The organism is Ramlibacter sp. Leaf400 (assembly GCF_001424545.1).
Classification (GTDB): Bacteria; Pseudomonadota; Gammaproteobacteria; order Burkholderiales; family Burkholderiaceae_C; genus Ramlibacter.
This window is the reverse complement of the sequence record NZ_LMQL01000002.1, coordinates 114,139-137,393: the sequence shown is the minus strand read 5'-3', so window position 1 is coordinate 137,393 and position 23,255 is coordinate 114,139. Positions and strand designations below refer to the sequence as shown.

Sequence of the window (23,255 nt, the reverse complement as noted above, 5' to 3'; positions counted from 1 at the left end):
CGGATGGCGCCCTCGTCGTCCTTGGCCCAGACCACGAACACGTCGGCGAACGGCGAGTTGGAGATCCACATCTTGCTGCCGGTGAGCTTGTAGCCGCCGTCGACCTTGCGGGCGCGCGTGACCATGCTGCCGGGGTCCGAGCCGTGGTTGGGTTCGGTCAGGCCGAAGCAGCCGATCCACTCACCGGTGGCCAGCTTGGGCAGGTACTTGCGCTTTGTGGGTTCATTGCCGAACTCGAAGATCGGCACCATGACGAGAGAGGACTGCACGCTCATCATCGAGCGGTAGCCCGAGTCCACGCGCTCGACCTCGCGCGCGATCAGGCCGTAGCTGACGTAGTTGAGGCCCGCGCCGCCGTACTGCTCGGGGATGGTGGGGCCCAGCAGGCCCAGCTCGCCCATCTCGCGGAAGATGGCCGGGTCGGTGGTCTCGGTGCGGAAGGCTTCGAGCACGCGCGGCGCCAGCTTTTCCTGGCAGTAGGCCTGGGCGGCGTCGCGCACGGCGCGCTCGTCGTCGGTGAGTTGCTGGTCGAGCAGAAGGGGATCGGCCCAGTGGAAACTGGCTTTCATCGGAAGGTCCTGTGGGGAAGCTGTCAAAGGGGCGGGGGGAGCCGGTACGTCGCGGGTGTGCGGCTCAGCTTGATCGGTGAAGCGACGCCGGTGTACCCGTCGCCGATGGAGACCACCATGTCGCGGTGGTCGGTATGCGGGTGCTTCAGTGCGGCGCTGACGGACTGCACGGGCGCGGCGGGGACGCCGATGTCCATGAGGGCCTGCGCCAACGCGGGGCCGTCCTGGTCCGCCAGCAGGGCGATCAGCCGCTCGCGCAACGCGGCGCGGTTCCTGGAGCGATCGCCGGCGCGGGCATAGGACTCGTCCTGCGCCAGGGCGGCATCGCCCAGGTGCCGGCACAGCAGGCCGAACTGGCGATCGTTGCCGACCGCCAGGAAGACGGGCGCCGTGCGCGTGGGAAATGCGTCGTAGGGGTAGATGTTGGGATGCGCGTTGCCCGTCAGCCTGGGCTCGCGGCCGTCCATGAACCAGTTGGCCGCATGGGGGTGCAGGAGCGAGAGGCCGCAGTCGTAGAGGCTGGCTTCCACGAACTGGCCCTTGCCGGTGCGGGCGCGGTCCTGGAGCGCGAGCAGCACGCCCAGCGCGGCGTTGAGGCCCGTCACGAGGTCCACCACCGGCAGTCCCACGCGCAGCGGTTCGCCATCGGCTTCGCCGTTGACGCTCATGATGCCGGCCATCGCCTGCACGGCCGCGTCGTAGCCGGCCAGGCCGCCGAGGGGGCCGTCGGCGCCGAAGCCGCTGACCCGGCAGTGGACCAGGCGCGGGAAGCGCGCCGACAGCTGTTCGTAGCCGAGGCCCCACTTCTCCATGGTGCCGGTCTTGAAGTTCTCCACCAGCACGTCGGCGCCTTCCAGCAGGGCGAGCAGGACCTCCCGGCCCTCGTCGCTCGCCAGGTCCAGCCGCATGCCGAGCTTGTTGCGGTTCAGGCCCATGTAGTAGGAGGCCACGCCGTCGCGGAAGGGCGGGCCCCAGGTGCGCGTGTCGTCGCCCTGCGGCGGCTCGATCTTGAGGACGTCGGCCCCGTGGTCGCCGAGGATCTGGCCGCAGTACGGCCCGCCCAGGATGCGCGAGAGGTCGATCACGCGGATGCCGGTCAGCGCACCGTTACCGGCGGCGGGGTTGGGGTTCAGGCCGGCCACGTCAGTCCGCCTTCGCGCCGGAGAGCTTGATCACCTCGCGCCACTTGGCCGCCTCGTTGCGCATGTAGCCGGCCAGCTGCGCGGGCGTGTACTGCGGCGGCGGCTCCAGGCCCTGGGACGCGAGCTTCTGGCGGATGTCCGGCTGCTGCAGCACCTGCGTGAAGGCGCTGTTGAGCTTGGCCACCACGTCCGGCGGCGTTCCGGCCGGGACCACGACGCCGAAGAAGACGCTGCTGTCGAAGTCCTTCAGGCCCTGCTCGGCGAGCGTGGGCACGTTGGGCAGCGCGCGCGAGCGCTCCGTTGAGGTCACGCCCAGCACGCGCAGCTTCCCGGCCTGGATGTGAGGCAGCGCAGTGAGCACGTCGGTGAACGACATGGCGACCTGCCCGCCCAGGAGGTCGTTGAGCGCCGGCCCCGTTCCCTTGTACGGCACGTGCTGCAGGTCGGTGCCGGCGCGCATGTTGAACAACACGCCGGTGAGGTGCGACGAGGCGCCGCTGCCCGAGGACGCGAAGGCCAGCTTGCCCGGGTTGGCCTTGGCGTAGGCGACCAGCTCCTTGACGTTCTGGGCCGGCACGCCGGGGTGCACCACCAGCACGTTGGGCAGCAGGCCGACCTGGATGACCGGCGCGAAGCTCTTGGCCGGGTCGTAGTTGATCTTGGGATAGAGGTACTGGTTGATCGCCAGCGGCGCGGAGGTGCCGAACATCATGGTGTGGCCGTCCGCGTCCGCGCGCGCGACGAACTCGGCGCCGATGTTGGAGCCGGCGCCCGCCTTGTTCTCCACGATCACGGTCTGCCCCAGCACCGGCTTGAGCGCCGTGGCGAGCGTGCGGGCCATGGCGTCCGTCGGTCCGCCGGGCGCGTACGGCACCACGAACGAGACGGTCTTGCTCGGGTAGGACGCCTGCGCCCAGGCGGCGGGGGCGGGAAGGGCCGAGGCCGCGAGGGCCAGCAGGATCGAGCGTCGGATCATGGGTTGTCTCCTTGGTGTTGGTGGGAAAGGATTCAGGCGTCGAGCAGGCGCTCGGCCCCGGGGACGGGCTCGGCCTCGGTCGCCAGCGGGTCCGCGGGCAGCAGCCGGTGCTGCAGCACCAGGCGGCACAGCAGCAGCCGCTCGGGCTTGCCGATGCGGTGGGCCTCCCACGCCATCGAAACGGCGGTGGTCAGGTGGTACAGCGCCGAGGCGGCACGGCGCGCCAGCGCGTCGCCGCCGTCGGCCGCGGCGGCTTCCGCCAGCCGCACCGCGCGCCTGCCGGCCTCCTGCAGGGTGGCGCGCAACTGCGCCTCCATCGGGGTGTCGTCCTGCAGTTGCTGCAGGTGCGCCATCAGGGCCTTCAGCGAGTCCTCGCGCCGAATCGCGCGGACCACGTCCAGCGCCACGATGTTGCTCGTGCCTTCCCAGATGGATCCGAGGTGGGCGTCGCGCACCAGGCGCGGGTCGCTCCACTCCTCGATGTAGCCACAGCCGCCCCGCACTTCCATCGCGTCGCCGGTCACCTTGCGGGCATCGCGGCAGGCCCGGAACTTGATGAGCGGGGTGAGGATGCGCGCCAGGCGAAGCGCCTGCGCATCGCCGCCGTCGGCCGCGCGCAGGGCCTGCGCCGTCTGGAACATCATGGTCCTGGCCTGCTCCGCGGGCACCATCAGCTTGAGCAGCTGGCGCCGCATGAGCGGCAGGTCGACCAGCTTGCGGCCGAAGGCCTCGCGGTTGCGCGCGATGTACAGGGCCTCGCTCACGGCACGGCGCATCAGCCCGGCCGCCCGCACGCCGTTCGAAAGCCGCGAGTTGTTGACCATGTCCGCCATCTGCACGAAGCCGCGGCCGGGCTCGCCGACCAGCCAGGCGCGCGCGTCCTCCAGGCGGATCTCGCCGCTGGCCATGGAGCGGGTTCCCAGCTTGTCCTTCAGCCGGATGATCCGGTAGTGGTTGTGCGTGCCGTCGTCCAGGTCGCGCGGCAGCAGGAACAGCGAGACGCCCTTGAGTCCCGGCGCGCCGCCTTCCACGCGCGCGAGCACCATCGCCAATGCGGCATCGGGGTTGGAGCAGAACCACTTGTCGCCGGTCAGCCGCCAGGCGCCGGGCTGCTGCGGGTCGGGCCGCGCCAGGGTTTCGGTGGCCGCGATGTCCGAGCCGGCGCCCTGTTCCGTCATGAACATGGCGCCCTGCGCCAGCGTGTCCAGGTCCAGGCTGGTGAGCGCGGGCAGGTAGCGCTGCACCAGCTCGGGCGAGCCGAACTTCTTGAGCGTGCGCGCCAGCGAGTCGGTCATCGACACCGGGCAGCAGAGCCCGAACTCCGCCTGCACGAACAGGTAGGTCAGCGCGTACTTGACGATGGCCGGCAGCTGCCCGTCCCAGCCGAGCACGTCGGTGCGGTGCGAGATGGCGGCGAGCGCGAACTCGCCGAAGGCCAGCCGCTCCATCTCCACGTACGCGGGGTGCTTGAGGACCTTCTGCTCGTCGATGCCCGTGCGGGAACGCACCTGCAGCTGCGGCGGGTTTCTGTCGGAAGTGCCTGCGAGCTCGTCGAGCTCCCCGCCCGCCAGCGCGCCCAGGCGGCGCAGGTGCGGCTGCAGGTGCTGCACCAGGTCGGCCGGCAGATAGACCTTCAGCAGGTCCTGCAGGCCGGTGTCCGTCTCGTAGAGGTTGGCCCCGCGCTGGTCGGGCACGGGGTGCTGGCGCGCGTCGCGCGGGGGGCTGGCTGCCATCGTCGTCTCCTGGGTCTGGCGAGATTGTTCGCCCGCCGTCGATAGCCGTCCAATACTTGATCTGTCTCCAACGATACGATTCGTGGATCATGGAGTTCCGCCACCTGCGCTACTTCCTGGCCCTGTCCGAAGAGCTGCACTTCGGTCGCGCGGCCAGGCGGCTGTCGATTTCGCAGCCGCCGCTGTCGCTCAACATCCGCCAGCTCGAGGAGTCCATCGGCGCGAAGCTCTTCCTTCGCAACAGCAAGGAAGTGCGGCTCACGGCGGCCGGCCGCGCTTTCGTGCCGGCCGCGCGGGCGCTGCTGGAGCAGGCGGCCGAGGCGGGGCGCCATGCCCGCGAGGTCGAGCAGGGCTTCGTCGGCGTGCTGCGGGTCGGCTTCGTGAGTTCGATGCTGTTCCGCGGCCTGCCCGAGCTGCTGCAGGGCTTCCAGTCGCAGCACCCGCAGCTGCGGGTGCTGGTGCGCGAGATGAATTCGGAGAACCAGGTGGTGGAGCTGGTCCATGGGCAGCTGGATGTCGCCTTCGTGCACACGACGCGTGTCACCCGGGAGATGTCGCGCCTGCTGTTTTCGTCCGAGCCTTTCGTCTGCTGCCTGCCGCAGGGACATGCGCTGGCGCGGGTGCGCAAGCTCGCCGTGCGGCGGCTCGAAGGCGAGCCCTTCGTGATGTTCTCGCGCACGGCCTCGCCGGACTACTACGAGCGCGTCCTGTCCATCTGCACCGGCGCGGGCTTCCATCCGGATGTCCGCCACGAGGCCCGGCACTGGTTGAGCGTGGTGTCCCTGGTGGCGCAGGGCATGGGGGTGGCGCTGGTGCCGGCGGCGCTGCGGCGCTCCGGGATGCCGGGCGCGACCTTCGTGCCCATCGAAGCTTCCGACGTGCGATCGCAGGCCTTCTGCGTCTGGCGTGCGGCCGACGACAACGCGGGGCTGCAGGCGCTGCTGGAGACGATCAGGTCGGCGGCGGAACCCGGGGTGGAATCGGCTCCCGCCGGCAGGTGAGAACCGGGCGCGGCACGGGGCTCACGCCCCCGAATGCGCGATCAAGCGGTCCAGCAGCATCCCCACCTCCGCCGTGCTGTCCAGGAAGTAGTCGGCCTGCGATTCCGGATCCTGCCGGCCGATGCGCACGGTCAGCCAGTCGTCCGGCGCGGAAGCGAAGACCGGTTCGTCGTTGACGTCGTCGCCCACGAAGAAGGCGCACGAGGCGCCGCTTTGCCGAACGAGATGGTGCATGGCCGTGCCCTTGTCCGGCAGCCCCGCGGGCACGACGTTCTCGACCATCTTGCCGGCGAAGATGCGGCACTCGTCCGCGGTCCCGCGCAGGATGTCGCGGATCAGGGCCAGGGCCTGCAGCGGCTGGCGCGAAAGGCGGTAGTGCAGGGCGATGGACAGCTCCTTGTCCTCGACCGTGACGCCCGCGTGCAGCAGCTCGCCCGCACGCCCGGCCAGCCGGCGGCGCACGCCGTCCAGGGCCCGCGCCGATTCGGCGGCGGGCCGGTCGCCGAGGTCGGCCCCGTGGTTGCCCACCACGCAGTAGGGTTCGAAATCCAGGCGCCGCGCCACGTCGGCGGCGCTGCGGCCCGTCACGATCGCCAGCGGCAGCCGGTCCGCCAGGCGGCGCAGCTTGCTCAGCACGCATTGCGAGATCCGCGCCTGGTCGGGCGTGGCCACGATGGGCGCGAGGGTGCCGTCGAAGTCGAACCCGAGCAGGGGGTTGCGACGCATCACGGCGGCCAGCGCGGCCTCGCCCGGCCGCTCGAGGACGTGCGGCATGCGGCTGGGGGATCGGCTGGTCTGGCTCATGCTGAAGACATGTTGCCACGAATGCATTGGCTCTCGATGGGTTCCAGCCTCCGCGATCACGGCTGAGTGGCGTTCCGTCCACTCGGGTGCGCGCGCAGCCCGGGAACTGGAACCGGCCCGCGCAACCCAACCCGGGACAAGCCCCGGAGCCCGCCATGTTCAAGAACATCCTGATCCCCGTCGACGGCAGCGAGCCGTCCGACCACGCCCTGCGCACCGCGATCTCGCTGGCCAAGGAGGTCGGCGCGCGGCTGCGCCTGGTGCACGTGGTGGACAACTCCGCCTTCGTCACCGGCTACGACCCTTCCGGAGGCGCCGGTAGTCAGCTCTACAGCGCCCTGCGCGACAGTGCGCTGCAGATCCTCCAGCAGGGCACGGCCCGGGCGCAGGCGGAGGGCGTGCAGGCTGACCACGTGCTGGTCGACCAGGTGGGCGTGCGCCTGGGCGAGGCGGTGGCGCAGGCCGCCACGCAGTTCGGCGCCGACCTGATCGTGGTGGGCACCCACGGGCGCCGTGGCCCCAGCCGGCTGCTGCTGGGCAGCGGGGCCGAGCACGTCATCCGGGTCGCACCCGTGCCGGTGCTGGTGACGCGCGAGCCGGCGCGCTGAGCGGGCGCGGAGATCGAGGACGGCTCAGGGCCGCGAAGTCTCGGTCGACGCCTGCAGAAGTTGCTGGCGGAAGGCCCTCAGCTTGGCCTTGAGCACCTTGCGGTGCTCCGGGCCCATTCGCAGCAGGATCTTCTGGCCCGCCGCCAGGCGCTGCAGGTTGGGGTCCACGTACTCGAAGCGCACCCAGGGCCGCGCCGAGGGGATGGGCCCCTTCACCTCGGTCAGGGTGATCCGGGGCGGCTGCGCGGGCTCGGGCGTGGCCAGGAGCAGGTCGATCACCTCGAACATCCGCTCGTGCAGGGTGCGGTTCGCGAACCCCTGGTCGCGGTACGCCTGCTGCAGCACCGGGTACATGCGGCGGTACAGGTCCACCGCCTGCGCGGCGTCGATCGAATCCACGAAGGCCACGAAAGGCGCGTAGCGCGCCGCGTTCCGTGCGGCGATCACCTGCGCCTCGCCCTCTCCCTCGGTGAGGAAGCGCGCGGGCGCGGGCTGCACGGGCCACGCGGTGACCGGCGCATGCTCGCGCCCCAGGTTGTCCAGGGTGGCGACGGCGCGGCGCGGAAAGTCCGTGGTCTCCAGGAACTTCAGCACCGCATCGCGGCCCAGCAGCCGCGTGAGCGCGGCGGTGATGTCGTCGGGCTTCACCGCCTCCTCGGCAGCAAGCGGTGGCAGCTCGGGCCGCTTCTCCGCGGGCGCTGCGGCCTGCTCCGGGCTCGCTGCTGCAGGGGGTGGGGCCGCAACCACGGCCGGCGCGTTGCGCTGTGTCAGCCAGAACCATCCGGCCGCGCCGGCCACGGCGACGGCGAGCAGGGACACGGCGATCGGCGCGACCGACCTCGGCCGGCGGCGCGGCGGCGGCGCCTGGACCCGGCGGGATCGCGCGAAGGTGGGTTCCTGTCGTTCATCGGTCATGCCGCCATGCTGCGCGCATTCGCGCGCAAGCTCAATAACGGCCCCAGCCGTAAAGGGCTTAAACGCCGGCGGCGGCGTTGTCGCGCAGCAGCTGAAGGAAGCGCTGCGCCAGCGGCGGCAGGGCCGCGCTGCGCCGGGTGAGCGCGCCGATCGCGCGGGTGAAGCGCGCGTCGGCGATCGGCAGGACCACCAGGCCGGCGCCCATGGGGCTGGCCAGCGTGGTCTCGCTCATGATGGAGACCAGGTCGCTGCGCACCAGCAGGCGCGCCAGCGATCCCGCCGTGTTGTTGACCTCGACGGCCACGCGCGGGGGTGGCAGGCCGGCTTCCGCCAATCGTCCCTCGACGCTTCGGCGGCCCGCCACGCTGGGGCCGGGCAGCATCCACTCGGCCTCCGCCAGGTCCTGCAGCCGCAGCCGCCGGCGCGCCAGCAGCGGGTGGTGTTCTCGCACCACCATGCACAGGTCGTCGCGCATCAGCGGCGTGGCCTCCAGGTCGTCGGGCGGCACGCGCGGCAGCGCGCTGAGCGTGAGGTCCAGGTCGCCCAGGCGCAGGGCGGCCATCAGCGCGTCGTTGAGGTTGACCATCACGCGCATGCGCGCGGCCGGCCGCTGCTGGTGCAGCTGCAGCGCGGCGGGCACGAACAACCGCTCCGCGTAGAGCGGCGACACGCCCACCCGCAGGATGCCCATGGCGCCCAGGTGCAGGTCGGCGGCTTCCTTGATCGCCTCGCCCAGGCTGTTGCGAAGCGCCTGCGTGCGCTCGCGGAACTGGTGCGCGACCGGCGTCAGGGCCATGCCGCGCGCGCTGCGCTCGAACAGGGGGAACCCCAGCTCCTTTTCCAGCCGCTGCAGCGCCTTGGTCAGCGCCGGCTGCGACAGGCCCAGGGCGTCGGCGGCCCGGCGCAGCTGCCCGTGCTGCGCCACCGCCAGGAAGTAGTCGATGTCGTCCAGCCGCAAGGCCATGCCTGTCCCTTCCCGGATTCCTGCGCCGCCTTGTTGAGCCAGCTCCGATAACCGGCAGTTATCGGCCGCGGCGGCCGGATTATCGGTTCGAGGGGGATGTTTTCCTAGACTTGCCGCCAGACCCCAGGAGACAAGCCCCATGAACATCGGGATGTACATCGCCCGCAGCGCACGTTTCTGGCCGCAGCGCCCGGCCATCCTCTTTCGCGATCGCGCGGTCACCTACCGCGAACTCGAGCAGCGTTCCAACCAGCTGGCCCGCGCGCTGATCGCGCTGGGGCTGACCCGCGGCGACCGCGTCGCCGTGGTGTCGCCCAACCGGCCCGAGATCATCGAGCTGGAGTGCGCGCTCTACAAGGCGGGCCTGGTGAAGGTGGCGCTCAATTCGCGCCTGGCGCCGGGCGAGCTGGCCGATGCGCTGGCCAATGCCGAGCCTGTCGCGATCCTGGCGGGCCCGGAGCACCTCGCCATGGCGCAGGAGGCCGCCGACCCGGTGCCCGCGCTGCGCCACCGCATCGCTTTCTCGCCGGCGCCCGGCTGGCTGGACTACGAAGCGCTGCTCGCGCAGGCCAGCGGCGAGCATTTCCACGCCGACATGCGCCCCGAGGAGCTCGCGGTGCTGCACTACACCTCGGGCTCCACCGGCAAGCTCAAGGCGGCCATGCAGACCGTGGGCAACCGGATGGCATCGCTGCGCAAGGTGACCATGGGGCGCATGCACGCGGCCCCCGGCGACGTGCTGATGCTGTGCGGTCCCATCACGCACGCCAGCGGCATGTTCATGCAGCCCATGCTGTACCAGGGCGCGACCCTGCTGCTGCTCGACGGTTTCAAGCCGGCCGAGGTGCTGGAGGCGATCGAGCGGCACCGCGTCACCATGGCCTTCTTCGTGCCGGCCATGATCTACGCGCTGCTGGCCGAGCCCAGCATCCGCACCCGCGACCTGAGCAGCCTGCGCCTGGTGAGCTACGGCGCGGCGCCGATGTCGCCCTCGCGCATCCGCGAGGCCTGGAACGCCTTCGGCCCCGTGCTGTCGCAGGGCTACGGCGCGGGCGAAACCACCGGCGGCGTGATCGCGCTGACCATCGACGACCATGCCCGCGCCATCGAGGGCGGCCGCCCCGAGCTGCTGGCGGCCTGCGGCCGGCCGGTGAGCGAATCCGACGTGCAGGTGCTCGACGAGCAGGGCCGCCCCGTGGCGGGCGATGCCATCGGCGAGATCTGCGTGCGCGGCCCCGACGTCTTCGCGGGCTACTGGCGCGCCGAGCCGCAGACGCGCGAGGTGCTGGGCGACGACGGCTGGCTGCGCACCGGCGACCTGGCCCGCGTGGACGACGAGGGCTACATCTTCATCGTCGACCGCAAGAAGGAGATGCTGGTCTCCGGCGGCTTCAACGTGTACCCGAGCGAGGTGGAGTCGGTGCTGGCGCAGCACCCGGCGGTGTACGAGGTCTGCGTGGTCGGCGTGCCCGACGACCGCTGGGGCGAGATCGTGAAGGCGGTCGTGGTGCTGCGCGACGGCGCCCGTGCCGACGACGGCGAGATCATGGACTTCTGCCGCGGCCGCCTGGCCGACTTCAAGCGGCCGCGCTCGGTGGACTTCGTGCCGCAGCTTCCCAAGAACGGCAACGGCAAGCTGTCGCGCAAGGACGTGCGCGAACACTACTGGCGCGGGCGCGAGCGCCGTGTCAACTGAGGAGCGCGCCATGGATGCCACCATCACCCCGGCCGCGCCCGCGGCCCGCTTCGAAGGCTCCGACGCCGCCGCCGCGTTCATCGCGAAGGTGCAGGACTTCATCCGCACCGAACTTCAGCCGCTGGCCCGGGAGCACGGCATCACGCACGAGAGCGGCGCCCCCAAGGCGCTGCTGCAGCAGGTGTGGATGCGCTCGCGCGAGCTGGGCTTCTACGGCGTGACCCTGCCCCAGGCGCTGGGCGGCGCCGGCTTCAGCCTGGTCGACCACGTGCAGATCAAGGAAGCGATCTACGCCAGCGGTTCGCCCTTCGCCGCCCACGTGCTGGGCGAGCTCACCGGACCTCCGCGCGTCGGCGCGCTCGCCAAGCAGGCGACGCCCGACCAGATGGAGCGCTTCATCCTGCCGGTGGCGCGGGCCGAGAAGGCGGTCTGCTTCGCGATCACCGAACCCGAAGCCGGCTCCGACGCGGGCGCGCTGCAGACCCGCGCCCGCCGCGACGGCGACGAATGGGTGCTGGACGGCACCAAGCGCTTCATCTCCGGCTCGCCCTTCTGCGACTTCGCCGTCGTGATCGCCTCGACCAGCGACGACCCGGCGGTGCGCGAGACCACCGCGTTCTTCGTCGAGCGCGAGCGGGCGGGCTTCCGCGTGGAGGCGGGCTACAAGACCATGGCCGGCCAGTCGCACACCGGCAACATCGTGCTGGAGGGCTGCCGCATCCCCGCGGCCAACCAGATCGGCGAGCGCGGCCGCGGGCTGGCCCTGGCGCTGGGCCGCATCACGGTCAACCGCCTGCTGCACTGCCCGGCGATGCTGGGGCTGGCGCGGCTGGCGCTGGAGGATTCCCTGGCCCACGCGGTGGGCCGCCGCCAGTTCGGCCAGCCGATCGGCGCTTTCCAGGCGGTGCAGCACATGCTGGCCGACATGGCCACCGAACTCGCCGCGGCGCGCGCCCTCATGCTGAGCGTGGCGCGCACGCTGGACGGCGGCGGCGAGGCGCGCGCCGAGGCCTCGATGGCCAAGCTGTTCTGTTCCGAGACCGCCTTCCGCATCGCCGACCGCGCCGTCCAGGTCCACGGCGGCGAGGGCATCGTGCAGGGCAGCCGGGTGGAGTTCCTGTTCCGCCTGCTGCGCATGTACCGGGTGCTCACCGGCACCAGCGAGATCCAGCGCAACACCATCGCCCGCGAGCTGCTGGGCGCCGCGGTGCGCTGACCCCACCAAGAAAGAGAGACAAGCATGCAAAGACGTTCTTTCGCCGCCCTGCTGGCCGGCGCCGCCCTGGGCCTTTCCGCCGGCGCCCAGGCGCAGGACTACCCGAATCGCCCCATCAAGTGGATCGTGCCCTACCTGGCCGGCACCGCACCCGACACCACGGTGCGCATCGTCGCCGACGCCATGGACGACATCCTCAAGCAACCCGTGGTGATCGAGAACAAGGGCGGGGCGGCCGGCAACCTGGGCGCGCAGGTCGCCGCCAAGGCCCAGCCGGACGGCTACACCTGGGTGTATTCCGCCGCCCCGATGTCGACCAGCATGCGCATGTACCGCAAGCCGGGTTTCGACGTGATGAAGGACTTCGTCCACGTCGGGCGGATCGCCCAGTCCGACGTGCTGCTGGTGGTGAATGCCGAGTCAGGCGTCACGTCGGTCAGGGAGCTGGTGGAGCGCGGCCGCAAGAACCCGGGCAAGCTGGCCTTCGCCTCCGGCGGCGTCGGCTCTCCGGCCCACATGGGGGCCGAGCTGATGCTCAATGCCAGCGGCATGGAGGCGCTGCACGTGCCCTACAAGGGCGCTTCGGAATCGGCCAACGCGGTGATGGGCAAGCAGGTCGACTTCGCGCTCACCATCTTCTCGGTCTCGCTGCCCCACATCCAGGCCGGCAAGATGAACGCGCTGGCGGTGATGGGCCCCAAGCGCAACCCGCGCCTGCCCAACGTGCCGACGGCGGCCGAAGCCGGGCTGCCCGGGATCAACCTGGTCTCCTTCGGTGGCCTGTCGGTGCCGGCCGGCACGCCCGCGCCCATCGTCAAGCGCATCTCCGACGCGCTGAACAAGGCCCTGGCCGACCCCCAGGTGCGCGCCAGGCTGGAAGCCAACGGCTCCATCGTCGCGCCCAGCACCGCGCAGGAGTACATGGACAACCTGCAGGCCGAGATCGCCAACACCGAGGCGATGATGAAGGCCGCGAAGATCGAGGCGCAGTAAAGGGCCATGCGCGAGGAGCCGCTTCTTTCCGCGCAGGAGCGCGCCGCGATCTGCGGCGGCCGCTGGTTCGCCGGCCTGGCGCCGACGCTGCGGCACGACCTGCTGCGCGTGCTGCGGGTGCGGCGCCATGCCGACGGCGAGTGCATCTTCGAGCGTGGCGCGCCCGCACTGGAGTGGTTGGGCTGCGCGGCGGGCGCGGTGCGCATCGCCTCCACCACGCCCGCCGGCAAGGAGCTCACGCTGACCTACGTGCGGCCGGGCCGCTGGTTCGGCGACCCGCCGCTGGCCGCCGAAACCGTGCGCAGCCACGATGCCTTCGCGCAGGGGCCCGCCACCACGGTGGCGGTGTCGCGCGCCCACCTGCTCGACGTGCTGCGGGCGCACCCCGACTTCGCCGTCGCCCTGGTGCAGTTGCAAGGCTTGCGGCTGCAGCAGGCCTTCGGCCTCCTGGAGGACGTCGCGAGCCTCACGCTGCGCGCGCGGCTCGCCCGCCAGCTGCTGCACCTCATGCGCGGCCATGGCGAGGCCTGCCGCGGCGGCGAGGTCCGCATCGCCCTGCGGCTGCAGCAGCACCGGCTGGCCGAGCTGATCGGCTGTTCGCGCCAGCGCGTCAACGAGCAGCTGCGTGCGCTGGCCGCGGACCAGGTGATCCGCCGCGAGAAGGGCCTGCTGGTGGTGCGCAGCCCGCACCGGCTGCAGGACGTGGCGGCCAGCGGGTCGCACTGACCGGCGCGCGCAGCCCGCGGCGCGGGGCTACATTGCGCGCATGAAGCCCTTCACCTGCACCGCCCAGTCGCCGCGCGTCGTCTTCGGCGCGGGCTCGCTGGCGCGGCTGGGCGAGGAGATCGATCGGCTGGAGATCCGGCGCGCGATCGTGCTGTGCACGCCGGGGCAGCGTGCGCTGGGCGAGCGGGTGGCGGCGCTGCTCGGGGCGCGCGCGGCCGGCGTTTTCGCGGGCGCGGTGATGCACGTGCCGCAGGAGGTGGTGCATGAAGCGCGCGCGGCCGCGCGGTCGCTGGGTGCCGATGGCGCGGTGGCCGTGGGCGGCGGCTCCACCACCGGCCTGGGCAAGGCGATCGCCCTCGAATCGGGCCTGCCCATCGTCGCCATCCCGACCACCTACGCGGGCAGCGAGATGACGCCCATCCACGGCATCACGGAAGGCGGCGTGAAGAAGACCGGCCGCGACGCCAAGGTGTTGCCGCGCACGGTGCTCTACGACCCCGAGCTGACGCTGGGCGTTCCTCCTAACCTCAGCCTCACCAGCGGCATCAACGCCATCGCGCACGCGGCCGAAGGCCTGTACTCGGCGGACGGCAATCCGGTGATGGACCTGGTGGCGCAGGAGGGCATCGCCGCGCTGGCGCGCAGCCTGCCGGCGATCATGGCCGACCCCCGCGACATCGAGGCGCGCTCGCAGGCGCTGTACGGGGCCTGGCTGTGCGGGACGGTGCTGGGCAATGTCGGCATGGCGCTGCACCACAAGCTGTGCCACACGCTGGGCGGCAGCTTCAACCTCCCTCACGCGGAGACCCACACCATCGTGCTGCCGCACGCGCTGGCCTACAACGCGCCGGCCGCGCCCGAGGCGATGGCGCGCATCGCACGCGCGCTCGGCACGGCCGACGCCGCGCAGGGCGCCTACGACCTCGCCGCTGCCAACGGCGCACCGGTCGCACTGCGCGACATCGGCCTGCGGGAAGAAGACCTGGACGGGGCCTGCGAGCTGGCGCTGCGCAACCAGTACCCCAATCCCCGGCCGCTCGAAGCCGAGGGCCTGCGCGAGCTGCTGCGGAACGCCTACGAGGGCCGCCGGCCGCGCGGCTCCTGAGCGGCCGCGCCCGTCTCCGGGCTGCGCCGCCCCGCCAGGCTGCGGCCCAGCGCCAGCTTGCGGATGCAGGCGGCGAAGGAGCGCACCGCGGGCGGCTGCTTGACGTCGCGCTTCCACAGCATGCCGGGCGTGCGCACCGGCGTCGGGCTCTCCAGCGGCAGGATGCGCACGTCCTCGCGCGGCGTGACCGCGTGCGTCGAGACGATGGTGGCCAGCTGCGTGCGCGCCACGATGCCGATCATGGGCGCGATGGTGTTCATCTCCGCGGCCACGACCGGCTCGGCGCCGCTGGCGCGGAAGCACTCGTCCAGCATGGTGCGGGTGGCGAAGGCCTTGGGCAGCAGCACCAGGTGCTGCCGGTGCAGCTCGACCATGCGCACGCGCCGCCGCTGGGCCAGGGGGTGGGTGGGCGCCACCACCAGCACCATCTCCTCGGTGTACAGCGGCTCGAACCACAGGTGCGTGGGGTCGGCCGGCTGGTAGGCGATGCCGACATCCAGCGTCGCGTCGATCAGCCGCTGGCCGATGGCGTCGGCCGCCAGTTCCTCCACCGTCACCTTCACCGTGGGATTGCGCTGCAGGAACATGGCCAGGCACTCGGGCACGAAGCTGATGTTGAAGGTGCCGGTGGCGCCGATGCGCACCTCGCCCGAAAGCTCGTCGCCCGCCCGCATCAGGTGCGAGAGGCCGTCGTCCACCTCGCGCAGCGCCTTGGACGCATAGCCCAGGAAAGTCTCGCCCGCCTCGGTGAGCACCACGCGCTTGCCGATGCGGTCGAACAGGGGCTGCCCCACCTCTTCCTCGAGCTGCCGGATCTGGTGCGACAAGGTCGACTGCGTCACATGCACCCGCTCGGCCGCGCGCGTGAACGACAGGCACTCCGCCAGGGTGACGAAGTAGCGCAGGTGCCTCAGCTCCATAGGGTTTTCCAGGGTGAATGATCGATGGCATCGATCCAGACCATCGAAATTCTTCACTACATCAAGGTGATGTCAATCGATAGAGTCCCCCGGCAAGCCCAACGGAGACACGCATGGCCCAAGTGGAATACGACACCCTCAGCATCACGGACGCGGTGATCGCACGGCTCGCCGAATGCCAGGACCCGCGCTTCAAGGAGGTGGCCACCTCCCTCATCCGCCACCTGCATGCCTTCGCCCGCGAGGTCGACCTCGAGGGCGACGAGTGGTTCAAGGCCATCGAATTCCTCACCGCCTGCGGCAAGACCTGCGACGACAAGCGCCAGGAGTTCATCCTGCTGTCGGACACGCTGGGCCTGTCGATGCTGGTGGTGGCGCTGGAGCATGCCCGCGCGCTCAAGGGCCGCAGCGGCGCGACCCCGCCGACCGACGCCACCGTGCAGGGCCCGTTCTACTGGGAAGGCGCGCCCGAGCTGCCACTGGGCGCCGACATCGCCGAAGGCGTGGCCGGCGAGCCCGCCCTCTACACCGGCCGAGTGACCGACCTGGAAGGCAAGCCGCTCAAGGGCGCGCTGCTGGACGTGTGGTCGGGCGACGGCGAAGGCGTCTACGACATGCAGCGCGACGACTCGCCCATGCGGGCCCGCGCGCGCATCCGCACCGACGACCAGGGCCGCTACTGGTTCTGGTCGATCCGCCCGACCTACTACCCGGTGCCCGACGACGGCCCGGTGGGCGACATGCTGCGCAAGATGGGCCGCCACCCCAACCGCCCGGGCCACATCCACATGATGGTCTCGGCGCCGGGACACAAGAAGGTGGTCACGCACCTGTTCGTCAAGGACAGCCCCTACCTCGACTCCGACGCGGTGTTCGGCGTGCGAGAGAGCCTGGTCGTCGACTTCGAGAAGAAGGAGCCGGGCACGGCCATCGACGGCCGCAGGATGACCCGGCCGTACCACGTCGCCCACTACGACTTCCGTCTCATCCCCCAAGGCGCCGCATGAGCAATCCCTTCATTGCCGTCATTCCCGCGAAGGCGGGAATCCAGAGCGTCCGCCTTGAGCGGACTGCGATGGAAGCACTGGGTCCCCGCCTCCGCGGGGACGACGAGGAGCGGGAGGTCGCCCAATGAGCAGCTCCATCAACAAGATCGGCAAGTCCACCGTGCCGCGCACGGCCATCAGCACCTCGGACGAGCACAGCATCACCGTGCGCGGCGAGGACCTGTGCCGCGACCTGATCGGGCGCATCTCGTTCACCGACTACTTCAGCCTGCTGGTCACGGGCCAGCGTCCGTCGAAAGGCGATGCCATGGTGCTCGACGCCACGCTGGTGGCGATCGCCGAGCACGGCATGGTGCCGAGCGTGCAGGCCGGCCGCATGACGTACGCGGCGGCGCCGGATGCGCTGCAGGGCGCGGTGGCGGCCGGCATCCTGGGCTGCGGCAGCGTGATCCTGGGCGCGTCGGAAACGGCGGGGCGGCTGTTCGCCGAAGTCGACGAGACCGCGAAGCAGGGCGGGGACCTGGCCGGGGCCGCCACGACCGTCGTGCGCCGCTGGCGCGAAGCCGGCCGTCCGGTGCCGGGCTACGGCCACCCGCTGCACAAGGAGCGCGACCCTCGCGTGGCGCGCCTGTTCGAGGTGGCCAAGGAAGCAGGCACCCGGCTGCGCTTCGTGGAGATCGCCGAGGCCATCGAGCAGGTGATCCCCGGGATCGTGGGCAAGGACCTGCGCCTGAACGTCTCGGCCGCCATCCCCGCCGTGCTGCTGGGCACGAACTTCCCCCTGCGCGCGCTGCGCGGCGTGCCCATCCTGGCGCGCACCGCCAGCCTGATCGCCCACCTGGGCGAGGAGGCGGTCAATCCGAGCGGCTTCGCGCTGTCGTACCAGGCCACGCGCGAGCTGGTCTACGAAGGCCCGGGCGCCGGGGAGGAAGCGAAGTGACCGGCGTGCTCCAGGACGTGCGCGTGCTCGAGCAGGGCACCTTCATCACCGGCCCGGCCTGCGGCATGCTGCTGGGCGACCTGGGCGCCGACGTCATCAAGGTCGAGCAGCCGGGCACGGGCGACCCCTTCCGCGCCTTCAAGGGCGGGCTGTACAGCCCGCACTTCCAGACCTACAACCGCAACAAGCGCAGCATCACGCTGGACACCAAGCAGCCGGCCGACCGCGAGCGCCTGCACGAGCTGGTGAAGACCGCCGACGTCTACATCCAGAACTTCCGCCCGGGCGTGGCGCAGGCGCTGGGCGTGGGCGAGCAGCAGCTGCGCGCGCTCAACCCGCGCCTGATCTACTGCTCGATCAGCGGCTTCGGCCCCGACGGCCCCTCGGCTTCGCGTCCCAGCTACGACACCGTGGCGCAGGCCGCCAGCGGCTACCTGAAGCTGCTGGTGAATCCCGCCAACCCGCGCGTGGTCGGCCCCGCCATCGCCGACGCCGTGACCGGCTTCTATGCCGCCTACGGTGTGCTGGGCGCGCTGCACGAGCGCGCGCGCACCGGCCGCGGCCGCATGGTCGAGGTCTCGATGCTGGAGGCGATGTCGCACTGGAACCTGGACGCCTTCACGCACTACTACTCGGCGGGCGAGGTGATGGGGCCGTTCAGCCGGCCGCGCGTGTCGCAGTCGTACGTGATGGAGTGCAAGGACGGCAAGTGGGTGGCGCTGCACATGTCCTCGCCCGAGAAGTTCTGGCAGGGGCTGGCCCAGGCGATCGACCGGCCCGGCATGTTCCAGGACCCGCGCTTCGCCACGCGCGAGGCGCGCATCGAGCACCAGGAAGCCATCATCGAACTGCTCTCCGGCATCTTCGCCACGCGCACCCGCACCGAGTGGTGCAACCGCCTGCTGGCGCAGGACGTGCCGCACGCGCCCATGTACGACACCGACGAGGCGCTGGAGGACCCGCAGGCCCGCCACCTGCAGCTGCTGGTGCAGGCCACGCATCCGACGATGGGCGAGTTCCGCACCGTGCGCCCGCCCGTGAGCTTCGACGGCCAACGCTCGCTCTCCGTGCTGCCGCCGCCCACGCTGGGCGAGCACAACGGGCAGATCGACGCCATGCTGCGCGACAGGAGCGCCGCATGAGCCTGAAGGTCGGATTCCAGGCCTGGATCCAACGCTTCCCACCGCGCGCGAGCGCTTCATAACGACCGACGAAGGAGACAGCCATGACCCACCCGCGTTCCGTGCATCGCCGCACCGTCCTGGCGGCGGCCGCGATCACCGCCGCCGCGCCGCTGGCTTTCGCGCAGCAGCAGCCGCCGATCCGCATCGGCAGCACCCTGGCCCTGACCGGACCGCTCTCCGCGACGGCGCAGGTGCACAAGCTGGTGGGCGACATCTACGTCGAGGAGCTCAACCGCCGCGGCGGCCTGCTCGGGCGCCGGGTGGAGTGGGTGCTCAAGGACGACCAGTCCAAGCCCGACCTGGCCCGCACGCTGTACGAGCAGCTGATCACCTCGGACAAGGTGGACCTGCTGATGGGGCCGTACGCGACCGGCGCCATCCTCTCGGCCATGGGCGTGGCCCAGCGCTACAACAAGGTGCTGGTCCACCACACGCTGGGCGTGCCGTCGCTGGCCAAGTACGACATGCAGTTCCCGGCCTGGTCGCTCGGCTCGGACCCGGGCACCACCACCACCAACACGGTGTTCGAGGCGCTGGCCAAGGGGCCCAAGCCGCCCAAGACCGTCGCCGTGGTCACCAGCAAGTTCCCGTCCATCCACTTCATGTCCATGGGTGCGCGCGAGACGGTCAAGAAGCGCGGGCTGCAGGAGGTGCTGTTCCTGGAGTGGGAGTTCGGCAACCGCGACTTCGGCCCGATCGCCAGCCGCATCAAGGACGCCAGGCCCGACTTCGTCTGGGTGGGCGCGATCGGCCTGGACGGCAACCTGCTGCTGGACGCGATGAAGAAGATCGACTACGCGCCGCCGCAGCACTTCTACCTGTACCCGGCGCCGGGCCCGCTGGTCACCCTGCCCGAGGCGCAGGGCGCGCTGTCGGTCACCATCTTCGAGGAGCACCCGCCCTTCAGCGACCGCCCGAAGGCCGCGGAGTTCATCAAGGCCTACCGCGAGCGCGCGGCCAAGGCCAACTTCCCCGACACCTCGGTGGAGGTGCAGGCCGCGGCCTCGTTCACGGCGTGGCAGATCCTGGAGGCCGCGGTCAATGCGACCAAGGGCCTGGACGACAAGCAGATCGCCGACTGGCTGAAGAAGAACCGCGTCGAGACCATCCAGGGCAGCCTGCGCTTTGACGGGCCGTCCAACTACGGCGACGACCTGATGCGCATCAAGCAGGTGCAGAACGGCAAGTGGCAGGTGGTGTACCCGCCGGAGTTCTCCGCGCCGGGCGCGAAGATGCTGGCGCGCTGAGCGTGCGCGGCCTTCACCACACCGTCATCCCCGCGAAGGCGGGGATCCAGTGCTTCCGCCTTTGTCCACCGCCGAAGGCGGGAGCCCTGGATTCCCGCCTCCGCGGGAATGACGGGAAAACGCCATGACCTTTCCAAGCTGGACCCTGCTCGCCCAGTCCGTGCTATCCGGGGTGTTCGCGGGTGCCCTGTACGGCCTGCTGGGCCTCGGCCTCGGCCTGTCGTGGGGGCTGCTGCGGACCATCAACCTGGCGCACTTCGCCTTCGCGTTCCTGTCCGCCTACATCTGCTGGCAGCTGGCGGTGGTCTCGAAGATCGACCCGCTGCTGACGCTGGCCGGCATCGTGCCGCTGATGTTCGGGCTGGGCGCGGGCCTGCACTGGCTCACCGACCGCTTCCGGCTGACACCCTTCAGCTCGCTGCTGCTCACCTTCGGCTGCATGGGCATCCTCGAATCGCTGATGCAGACGGTGTGGACCGCCGACCCGCGCAAGCTGGAGTCGCACTACGCCGAGATGAAGCTGCGCGTCGGCCCGCTGTTCCTGCCCATCCCCGAACTGCTGACGCTGGCGCTGGCCGTGGCGATCTCCGTGGGCGTGTGGGCGCTGCTGCGCTACACCGACCTGGGCAAGGCCCTGCGCGCCTCGGCGGAGGACGCGCCGGTCGCGGCGGCCTTCGGCATCAACCAGCGCCGCAACGGCTTCCTGCTGGCGGGCACCTGCGCAGCGCTGGCGGGCATCGCCGGCGTGTGCATCGCGCTGTCCAGCAGCATCAGCCCGTCGCAGATGTACGCGTGGGTCGGCGTGGTGTTCGCCGCCGTGATGCTGGGCGGCCTGGGCACGGCGCTCGGGCCGCTGGTGGCCGGCATCGTCATCGGCGTGAGCGAGGCGGTGACCATGGCCGTGACCTCGCCGTCGTGGGCGCCGCTGGTGTCGTTCACGCTGCTGATCGTGATCCTGCTGCTGCGGCCGGGACGGGTGCGATGAAGCCGCGTGCCGCCCCCGCCGCCGTGCTCGGCGCTGGCCTGCTGCTGGCCGCGCTGCCGTTCCTGCGGCTGCCGGCCTTCTACGAATCTTTCCTGTACCTGGCGCTGTTCTGGGTGGTGCTGGCCACGTCCTGGAACATCCTGTCGGGCTACGCGGGCTACTTCTCGTTCGGGCACGGCGCCTTCTTCGGTGCCGGCGTCTACACCAGCGCCACGCTGGCGGCCAAGTTCGACTGGCCGTTCCTCTGGACGCTGCCGGTGGCCGCGCTGGTGGCGGCCGCCATCGGCGTCGGCGTGGGCGCGGTGGCGTTCCGCGTGCGGGGGGTGCGCGGCGAGCTGTTCGCGCTGCTCACGCTGGCCGTGACGTTCGTGGTGGCCACCATCGTTGGCAACACGCCGATCGACGGCGGCCCGGGCGTGTACCTCAACGCGGTGCCGGTCCCGAAGATCGGGCCGACGCCCACGTCCAGCCTGTTCCTGATGATGCTGGCCGCGGCGGTGGCCACGCTGCTGGTCTCCTGGGCGATCCGCCATTCGCGCTTCGGCGCGGGCCTGTTCGCCATCCACGACGACGAGGAGGCGGCCGAGGTGATGGGCGTGCCCACCTACCGCTGGAAGCTGGCGGCGCTGGCCGTGTCGTGCGCGCTGGCGGGCTGGGTCGGCGGCATCCATGCGCTGTTCATCTCGTACGTCACCACGGCCGAGACCTTCAACCTCACCGTGCCCCTGACCGTGGTGCTCATGAGCATCCTGGGCGGCACCCGCCACTGGGCGGGGCCGGCGATCGGGGCGGTGGCCATCACCTGCCTGCTGTTCGCCTTCACCGGCGGTGAGTTCGCGGTGCTGGGGAAGGGGGCGATCGGGCTGATCCTGGTGGTGGGGATCCTGTTCATGCCGGAAGGGGTGATGGGGAAGCTGCGGCGACAACCCCGTCATTCCCGCGAAGGCGGGAATCCAGGGCTTCCGCCTTCACCGGCTCCCGCCATCGTGGCTGCACCGGCCCCCGTGGAAGCACTGGATCCCCGCCTCCGCGGGGATGACGGTAGCTGTAGCGTCGATGGCGGTCGCGGGCGTGGCGCACCCCCGGCCCCACCGCTGCTGGTCGTGCGCAACCTCTCCAAATCCTTCCGCGGCCTCAAGGCCCTCTCCAGCGTCAACCTCGAAGTGCGCCAGGGCGAGATCCTCGGCCTGCTCGGGCCCAACGGCTCGGGCAAGTCGACCTTCATCAACGTGGTCAGCGGCCACTTCCTGCCCGACGGCGGGCAGGTGCTGCTCGACGGGCGCGACATCGCCGGCCTGCCCGCGCACCGGATCGCCCGCGCCGGCATCGCGCGCACCTACCAGATCCCGCGGCCGTTCTCGCAGATGAGCGTGCTGGACAACGTGGCCATCGCCGCCATGTACGCGGGCCAGGGCCTGGGCAGCATGGACGAGGGCCGGCGCGAGGCGGTGCAGTGGCTGGAGTTCGCGCACCTGGCGGGCAAGGCCCAGGTGCTGCCCGGCGAGCTGAACCTGCACCAGCGCAAGTTCCTCGAGCTGGCGCGCGCGCTCGCCTCGCGGCCCCGGCTGGTGCTGCTGGACGAGGTGCTGTGCGGCCTCACGCCCACCGAGATCCAGTCGGCCGTGGCCCTGATCCGCCGCATCCGCGACCATGGCACGACCATCGTGTTCGTCGAGCACGTCATGGACGCCGTGATGGCGCTGACCGACCGAATCGTGGTGTTCGACCAGGGCGCCATGCTGGCCGAGGGGGCGCCGCGCGAGGTGATGCGCAGCCCGGCCGTGATGAGCGCCTACCTGGGGGTGTCGCATGCTTGAACTGGAGCAGCTCACGGTGGCCTACGGCCAGGCGCACGCGTTGTGGGACGTCTCGATGAAGGTGGCGCAGGGCGAGCTGCTCTGCGTGGTGGGACCCAACGGCGCCGGCAAGACCACGCTGGTCAACACGCTGGCCGGCATCCTGCGCCCGGTGTCGGGCCGCATCGCCATCGAGGGGCGCGACATCACGCGGCTGGCGCCGCACCGCTTCTGCGAGGCCGGCATCGCGCTCGTGCCCGAGGGGCGGCGGCTCTTCTCCGGCATGACGGTGGCGGAGAACCTCGACGTGGGCAGCTTCCTGCCGGCCGCCAAGGCACGGCGGCGCCAGACGCTGGACGAGGTGCTGCAGCTCTTCCCGGCGCTCAAGGCCAAGCTGTCCAGCGCGGCCGGCGAGCTGTCCGGCGGCCAGCAGCAGATGGTGGCGATCGGCCGGGCGCTGATGGCGCGGCCGCGCCTGCTGCTGCTGGACGAGCCCTCGCTGGGCCTGTCGCCGCTGGTCGTGGGCGACATGTTCGACGCCATCCGCAAGGTGAGCGCCGGCGGCATCACCATCGTGCTGGTCGAGCAGAACGTCTCGATGGCGATGAAGGTCTCGCACCGCGCCTGCGTGCTGGAGCTGGGCCGCATCGTGGCCGAGGGCGAGCCCGACGAACTGATGAAGCGGCCGGAGATCCGGCAGGCGTACCTGGGTGTCTGAGCAAAGGAGA

22 protein-coding genes are annotated in these 23,255 nt (G+C 71.2%); 14 read left to right on the top strand and 8 right to left on the bottom strand.

What is annotated here, in order from left to right:
- The 4 genes from ASG30_RS02830 to ASG30_RS02815 form a co-directional block, all read right to left on the bottom strand.
- Nucleotides 1–569 (bottom strand): acyl-CoA dehydrogenase family protein (locus ASG30_RS02830; protein WP_200947227.1); only part of this gene is annotated, 569 nt, incomplete at its 3' end.
- Nucleotides 570–592: 23 nt separating this feature from the next.
- Complete coding sequence (locus ASG30_RS02825) at nucleotides 593–1,711, bottom strand: CaiB/BaiF CoA transferase family protein (protein ID WP_442965656.1); 1,119 nt, start codon at nucleotides 1,709–1,711, stop codon at nucleotides 593–595.
- Between the two features lies 1 nt (nucleotide 1,712).
- Nucleotides 1,713–2,687, bottom strand: coding sequence for a Bug family tripartite tricarboxylate transporter substrate binding protein (locus ASG30_RS02820; protein WP_055892316.1), 975 nt, complete (start codon nucleotides 2,685–2,687; stop codon nucleotides 1,713–1,715).
- Between the two features lie 32 nt (nucleotides 2,688–2,719).
- Nucleotides 2,720–4,420 carry an acyl-CoA dehydrogenase family protein gene (locus ASG30_RS02815; RefSeq protein ID WP_055892314.1) on the bottom strand — a complete coding sequence of 567 codons (1,701 nt, stop codon included), beginning with the start codon at nucleotides 4,418–4,420 and terminating at the stop codon, nucleotides 2,720–2,722.
- 89 nt (nucleotides 4,421–4,509) lie between these two features.
- Between ASG30_RS02815 and ASG30_RS02810 the strand changes: the two genes are divergently transcribed.
- Entirely contained in the window at nucleotides 4,510–5,421 is a 912-nt protein-coding gene (locus tag ASG30_RS02810; protein WP_055892312.1) for a LysR family transcriptional regulator, read from the top strand.
- A gap of 21 nt (nucleotides 5,422–5,442) precedes the next feature.
- Here ASG30_RS02810 and otsB read toward each other — a convergent pair whose 3' ends face one another.
- Nucleotides 5,443–6,225 (bottom strand): trehalose-phosphatase, encoded by a 783-nt coding sequence (gene otsB / locus ASG30_RS02805; RefSeq protein WP_055892347.1) that lies wholly within the window; start codon nucleotides 6,223–6,225, stop codon nucleotides 5,443–5,445.
- Nucleotides 6,226–6,380: 155 nt separating this feature from the next.
- On the opposite strand from otsB, the gene ASG30_RS02800 reads away from it, so the two are divergent.
- A complete protein-coding gene (locus tag ASG30_RS02800) occupies nucleotides 6,381–6,833 on the top strand; it encodes a universal stress protein (RefSeq protein ID WP_055892310.1) in 453 nt (150 codons plus the stop codon).
- Between the two features lie 24 nt (nucleotides 6,834–6,857).
- On the opposite strand, the gene ASG30_RS02795 is transcribed toward ASG30_RS02800, so the two are convergent.
- Complete coding sequence (locus ASG30_RS02795) at nucleotides 6,858–7,748, bottom strand: DUF3014 domain-containing protein (RefSeq protein WP_055892305.1); 891 nt, start codon at nucleotides 7,746–7,748, stop codon at nucleotides 6,858–6,860.
- Between the two features lie 58 nt (nucleotides 7,749–7,806).
- Nucleotides 7,807–8,712, bottom strand: coding sequence for a LysR family transcriptional regulator (locus tag ASG30_RS02790; protein ID WP_055892303.1), 906 nt, complete (start codon nucleotides 8,710–8,712; stop codon nucleotides 7,807–7,809).
- A gap of 139 nt (nucleotides 8,713–8,851) precedes the next feature.
- Here ASG30_RS02790 and ASG30_RS02785 point away from each other — a divergent pair, with 139 nt between their 5' ends.
- The 5 genes from ASG30_RS02785 to ASG30_RS02765 are packed head-to-tail and all read left to right on the top strand — an operon-like array spanning nucleotide 8,852 to nucleotide 14,448.
- On the top strand, nucleotides 8,852–10,408 hold the full coding sequence (locus tag ASG30_RS02785) for an acyl-CoA synthetase (protein ID WP_055892300.1): 1,557 nt from the start codon (nucleotides 8,852–8,854) through the stop codon (nucleotides 10,406–10,408).
- Nucleotides 10,409–10,418: 10 nt separating this feature from the next.
- A complete protein-coding gene (locus ASG30_RS02780) occupies nucleotides 10,419–11,624 on the top strand; it encodes an acyl-CoA dehydrogenase family protein (protein ID WP_055892297.1) in 1,206 nt (401 codons plus the stop codon).
- 24 nt (nucleotides 11,625–11,648) lie between these two features.
- The gene (locus ASG30_RS02775) at nucleotides 11,649–12,617 is read left to right on the top strand and encodes a Bug family tripartite tricarboxylate transporter substrate binding protein (RefSeq protein ID WP_055892295.1); all 969 of its coding nucleotides are present in this window, start codon (nucleotides 11,649–11,651) and stop codon (nucleotides 12,615–12,617) included.
- A 6-nt stretch (nucleotides 12,618–12,623) separates the two neighbouring features.
- Entirely contained in the window at nucleotides 12,624–13,343 is a 720-nt protein-coding gene (locus ASG30_RS02770) for a Crp/Fnr family transcriptional regulator (RefSeq protein ID WP_055892287.1), read from the top strand.
- Nucleotides 13,344–13,383: 40 nt separating this feature from the next.
- Nucleotides 13,384–14,448 carry a maleylacetate reductase gene (locus tag ASG30_RS02765; RefSeq protein ID WP_055892285.1) on the top strand — a complete coding sequence of 355 codons (1,065 nt, stop codon included), beginning with the start codon at nucleotides 13,384–13,386 and terminating at the stop codon, nucleotides 14,446–14,448.
- Here ASG30_RS02765 and ASG30_RS02760 read toward each other — a convergent pair.
- Nucleotides 14,418–15,368, bottom strand: a complete 951-nt coding sequence (locus tag ASG30_RS02760) for a LysR substrate-binding domain-containing protein (protein ID WP_055892281.1) — start codon at nucleotides 15,366–15,368, stop codon at nucleotides 14,418–14,420. The two genes, ASG30_RS02765 and ASG30_RS02760, sit on opposite strands and share 31 nt — an antisense overlap.
- A 113-nt stretch (nucleotides 15,369–15,481) precedes the next feature.
- Between ASG30_RS02760 and ASG30_RS02755 the strand changes: the two genes are divergently transcribed.
- The 7 genes from ASG30_RS02755 to ASG30_RS02725 all read left to right on the top strand — a co-directional run bounded on the left by ASG30_RS02755 (nucleotide 15,482) and on the right by ASG30_RS02725 (nucleotide 23,245).
- Nucleotides 15,482–16,375 carry a dioxygenase family protein gene (locus ASG30_RS02755; RefSeq protein ID WP_055892279.1) on the top strand — a complete coding sequence of 298 codons (894 nt, stop codon included), beginning with the start codon at nucleotides 15,482–15,484 and terminating at the stop codon, nucleotides 16,373–16,375.
- 124 nt (nucleotides 16,376–16,499) lie between these two features.
- Nucleotides 16,500–17,315: a citryl-CoA lyase gene (locus ASG30_RS02750; RefSeq protein WP_055892276.1), complete on the top strand. Its 816-nt coding sequence runs from the start codon at nucleotides 16,500–16,502 to the stop codon at nucleotides 17,313–17,315.
- On the top strand, nucleotides 17,312–18,457 hold the full coding sequence (locus ASG30_RS02745) for a CaiB/BaiF CoA transferase family protein (protein ID WP_055892273.1): 1,146 nt from the start codon (nucleotides 17,312–17,314) through the stop codon (nucleotides 18,455–18,457). The genes ASG30_RS02750 and ASG30_RS02745 overlap by 4 nt, the downstream gene beginning before the upstream one ends.
- A gap of 83 nt (nucleotides 18,458–18,540) precedes the next feature.
- Nucleotides 18,541–19,746: an amino acid ABC transporter substrate-binding protein gene (locus tag ASG30_RS02740; protein WP_082521849.1), complete on the top strand. Its 1,206-nt coding sequence runs from the start codon at nucleotides 18,541–18,543 to the stop codon at nucleotides 19,744–19,746.
- A gap of 124 nt (nucleotides 19,747–19,870) precedes the next feature.
- Nucleotides 19,871–20,731 carry a branched-chain amino acid ABC transporter permease gene (locus ASG30_RS02735; RefSeq protein ID WP_055892268.1) on the top strand — a complete coding sequence of 287 codons (861 nt, stop codon included), beginning with the start codon at nucleotides 19,871–19,873 and terminating at the stop codon, nucleotides 20,729–20,731.
- On the top strand, nucleotides 20,728–22,548 hold the full coding sequence (locus ASG30_RS02730) for a branched-chain amino acid ABC transporter ATP-binding protein/permease (RefSeq protein ID WP_055892265.1): 1,821 nt from the start codon (nucleotides 20,728–20,730) through the stop codon (nucleotides 22,546–22,548). The genes ASG30_RS02735 and ASG30_RS02730 overlap by 4 nt, the downstream gene beginning before the upstream one ends.
- Nucleotides 22,541–23,245 carry an ABC transporter ATP-binding protein gene (locus tag ASG30_RS02725; protein WP_055892262.1) on the top strand — a complete coding sequence of 235 codons (705 nt, stop codon included), beginning with the start codon at nucleotides 22,541–22,543 and terminating at the stop codon, nucleotides 23,243–23,245. The genes ASG30_RS02730 and ASG30_RS02725 overlap by 8 nt, the downstream gene beginning before the upstream one ends.
- The last annotated feature ends 10 nt before the right edge of the window (nucleotides 23,246–23,255 follow it).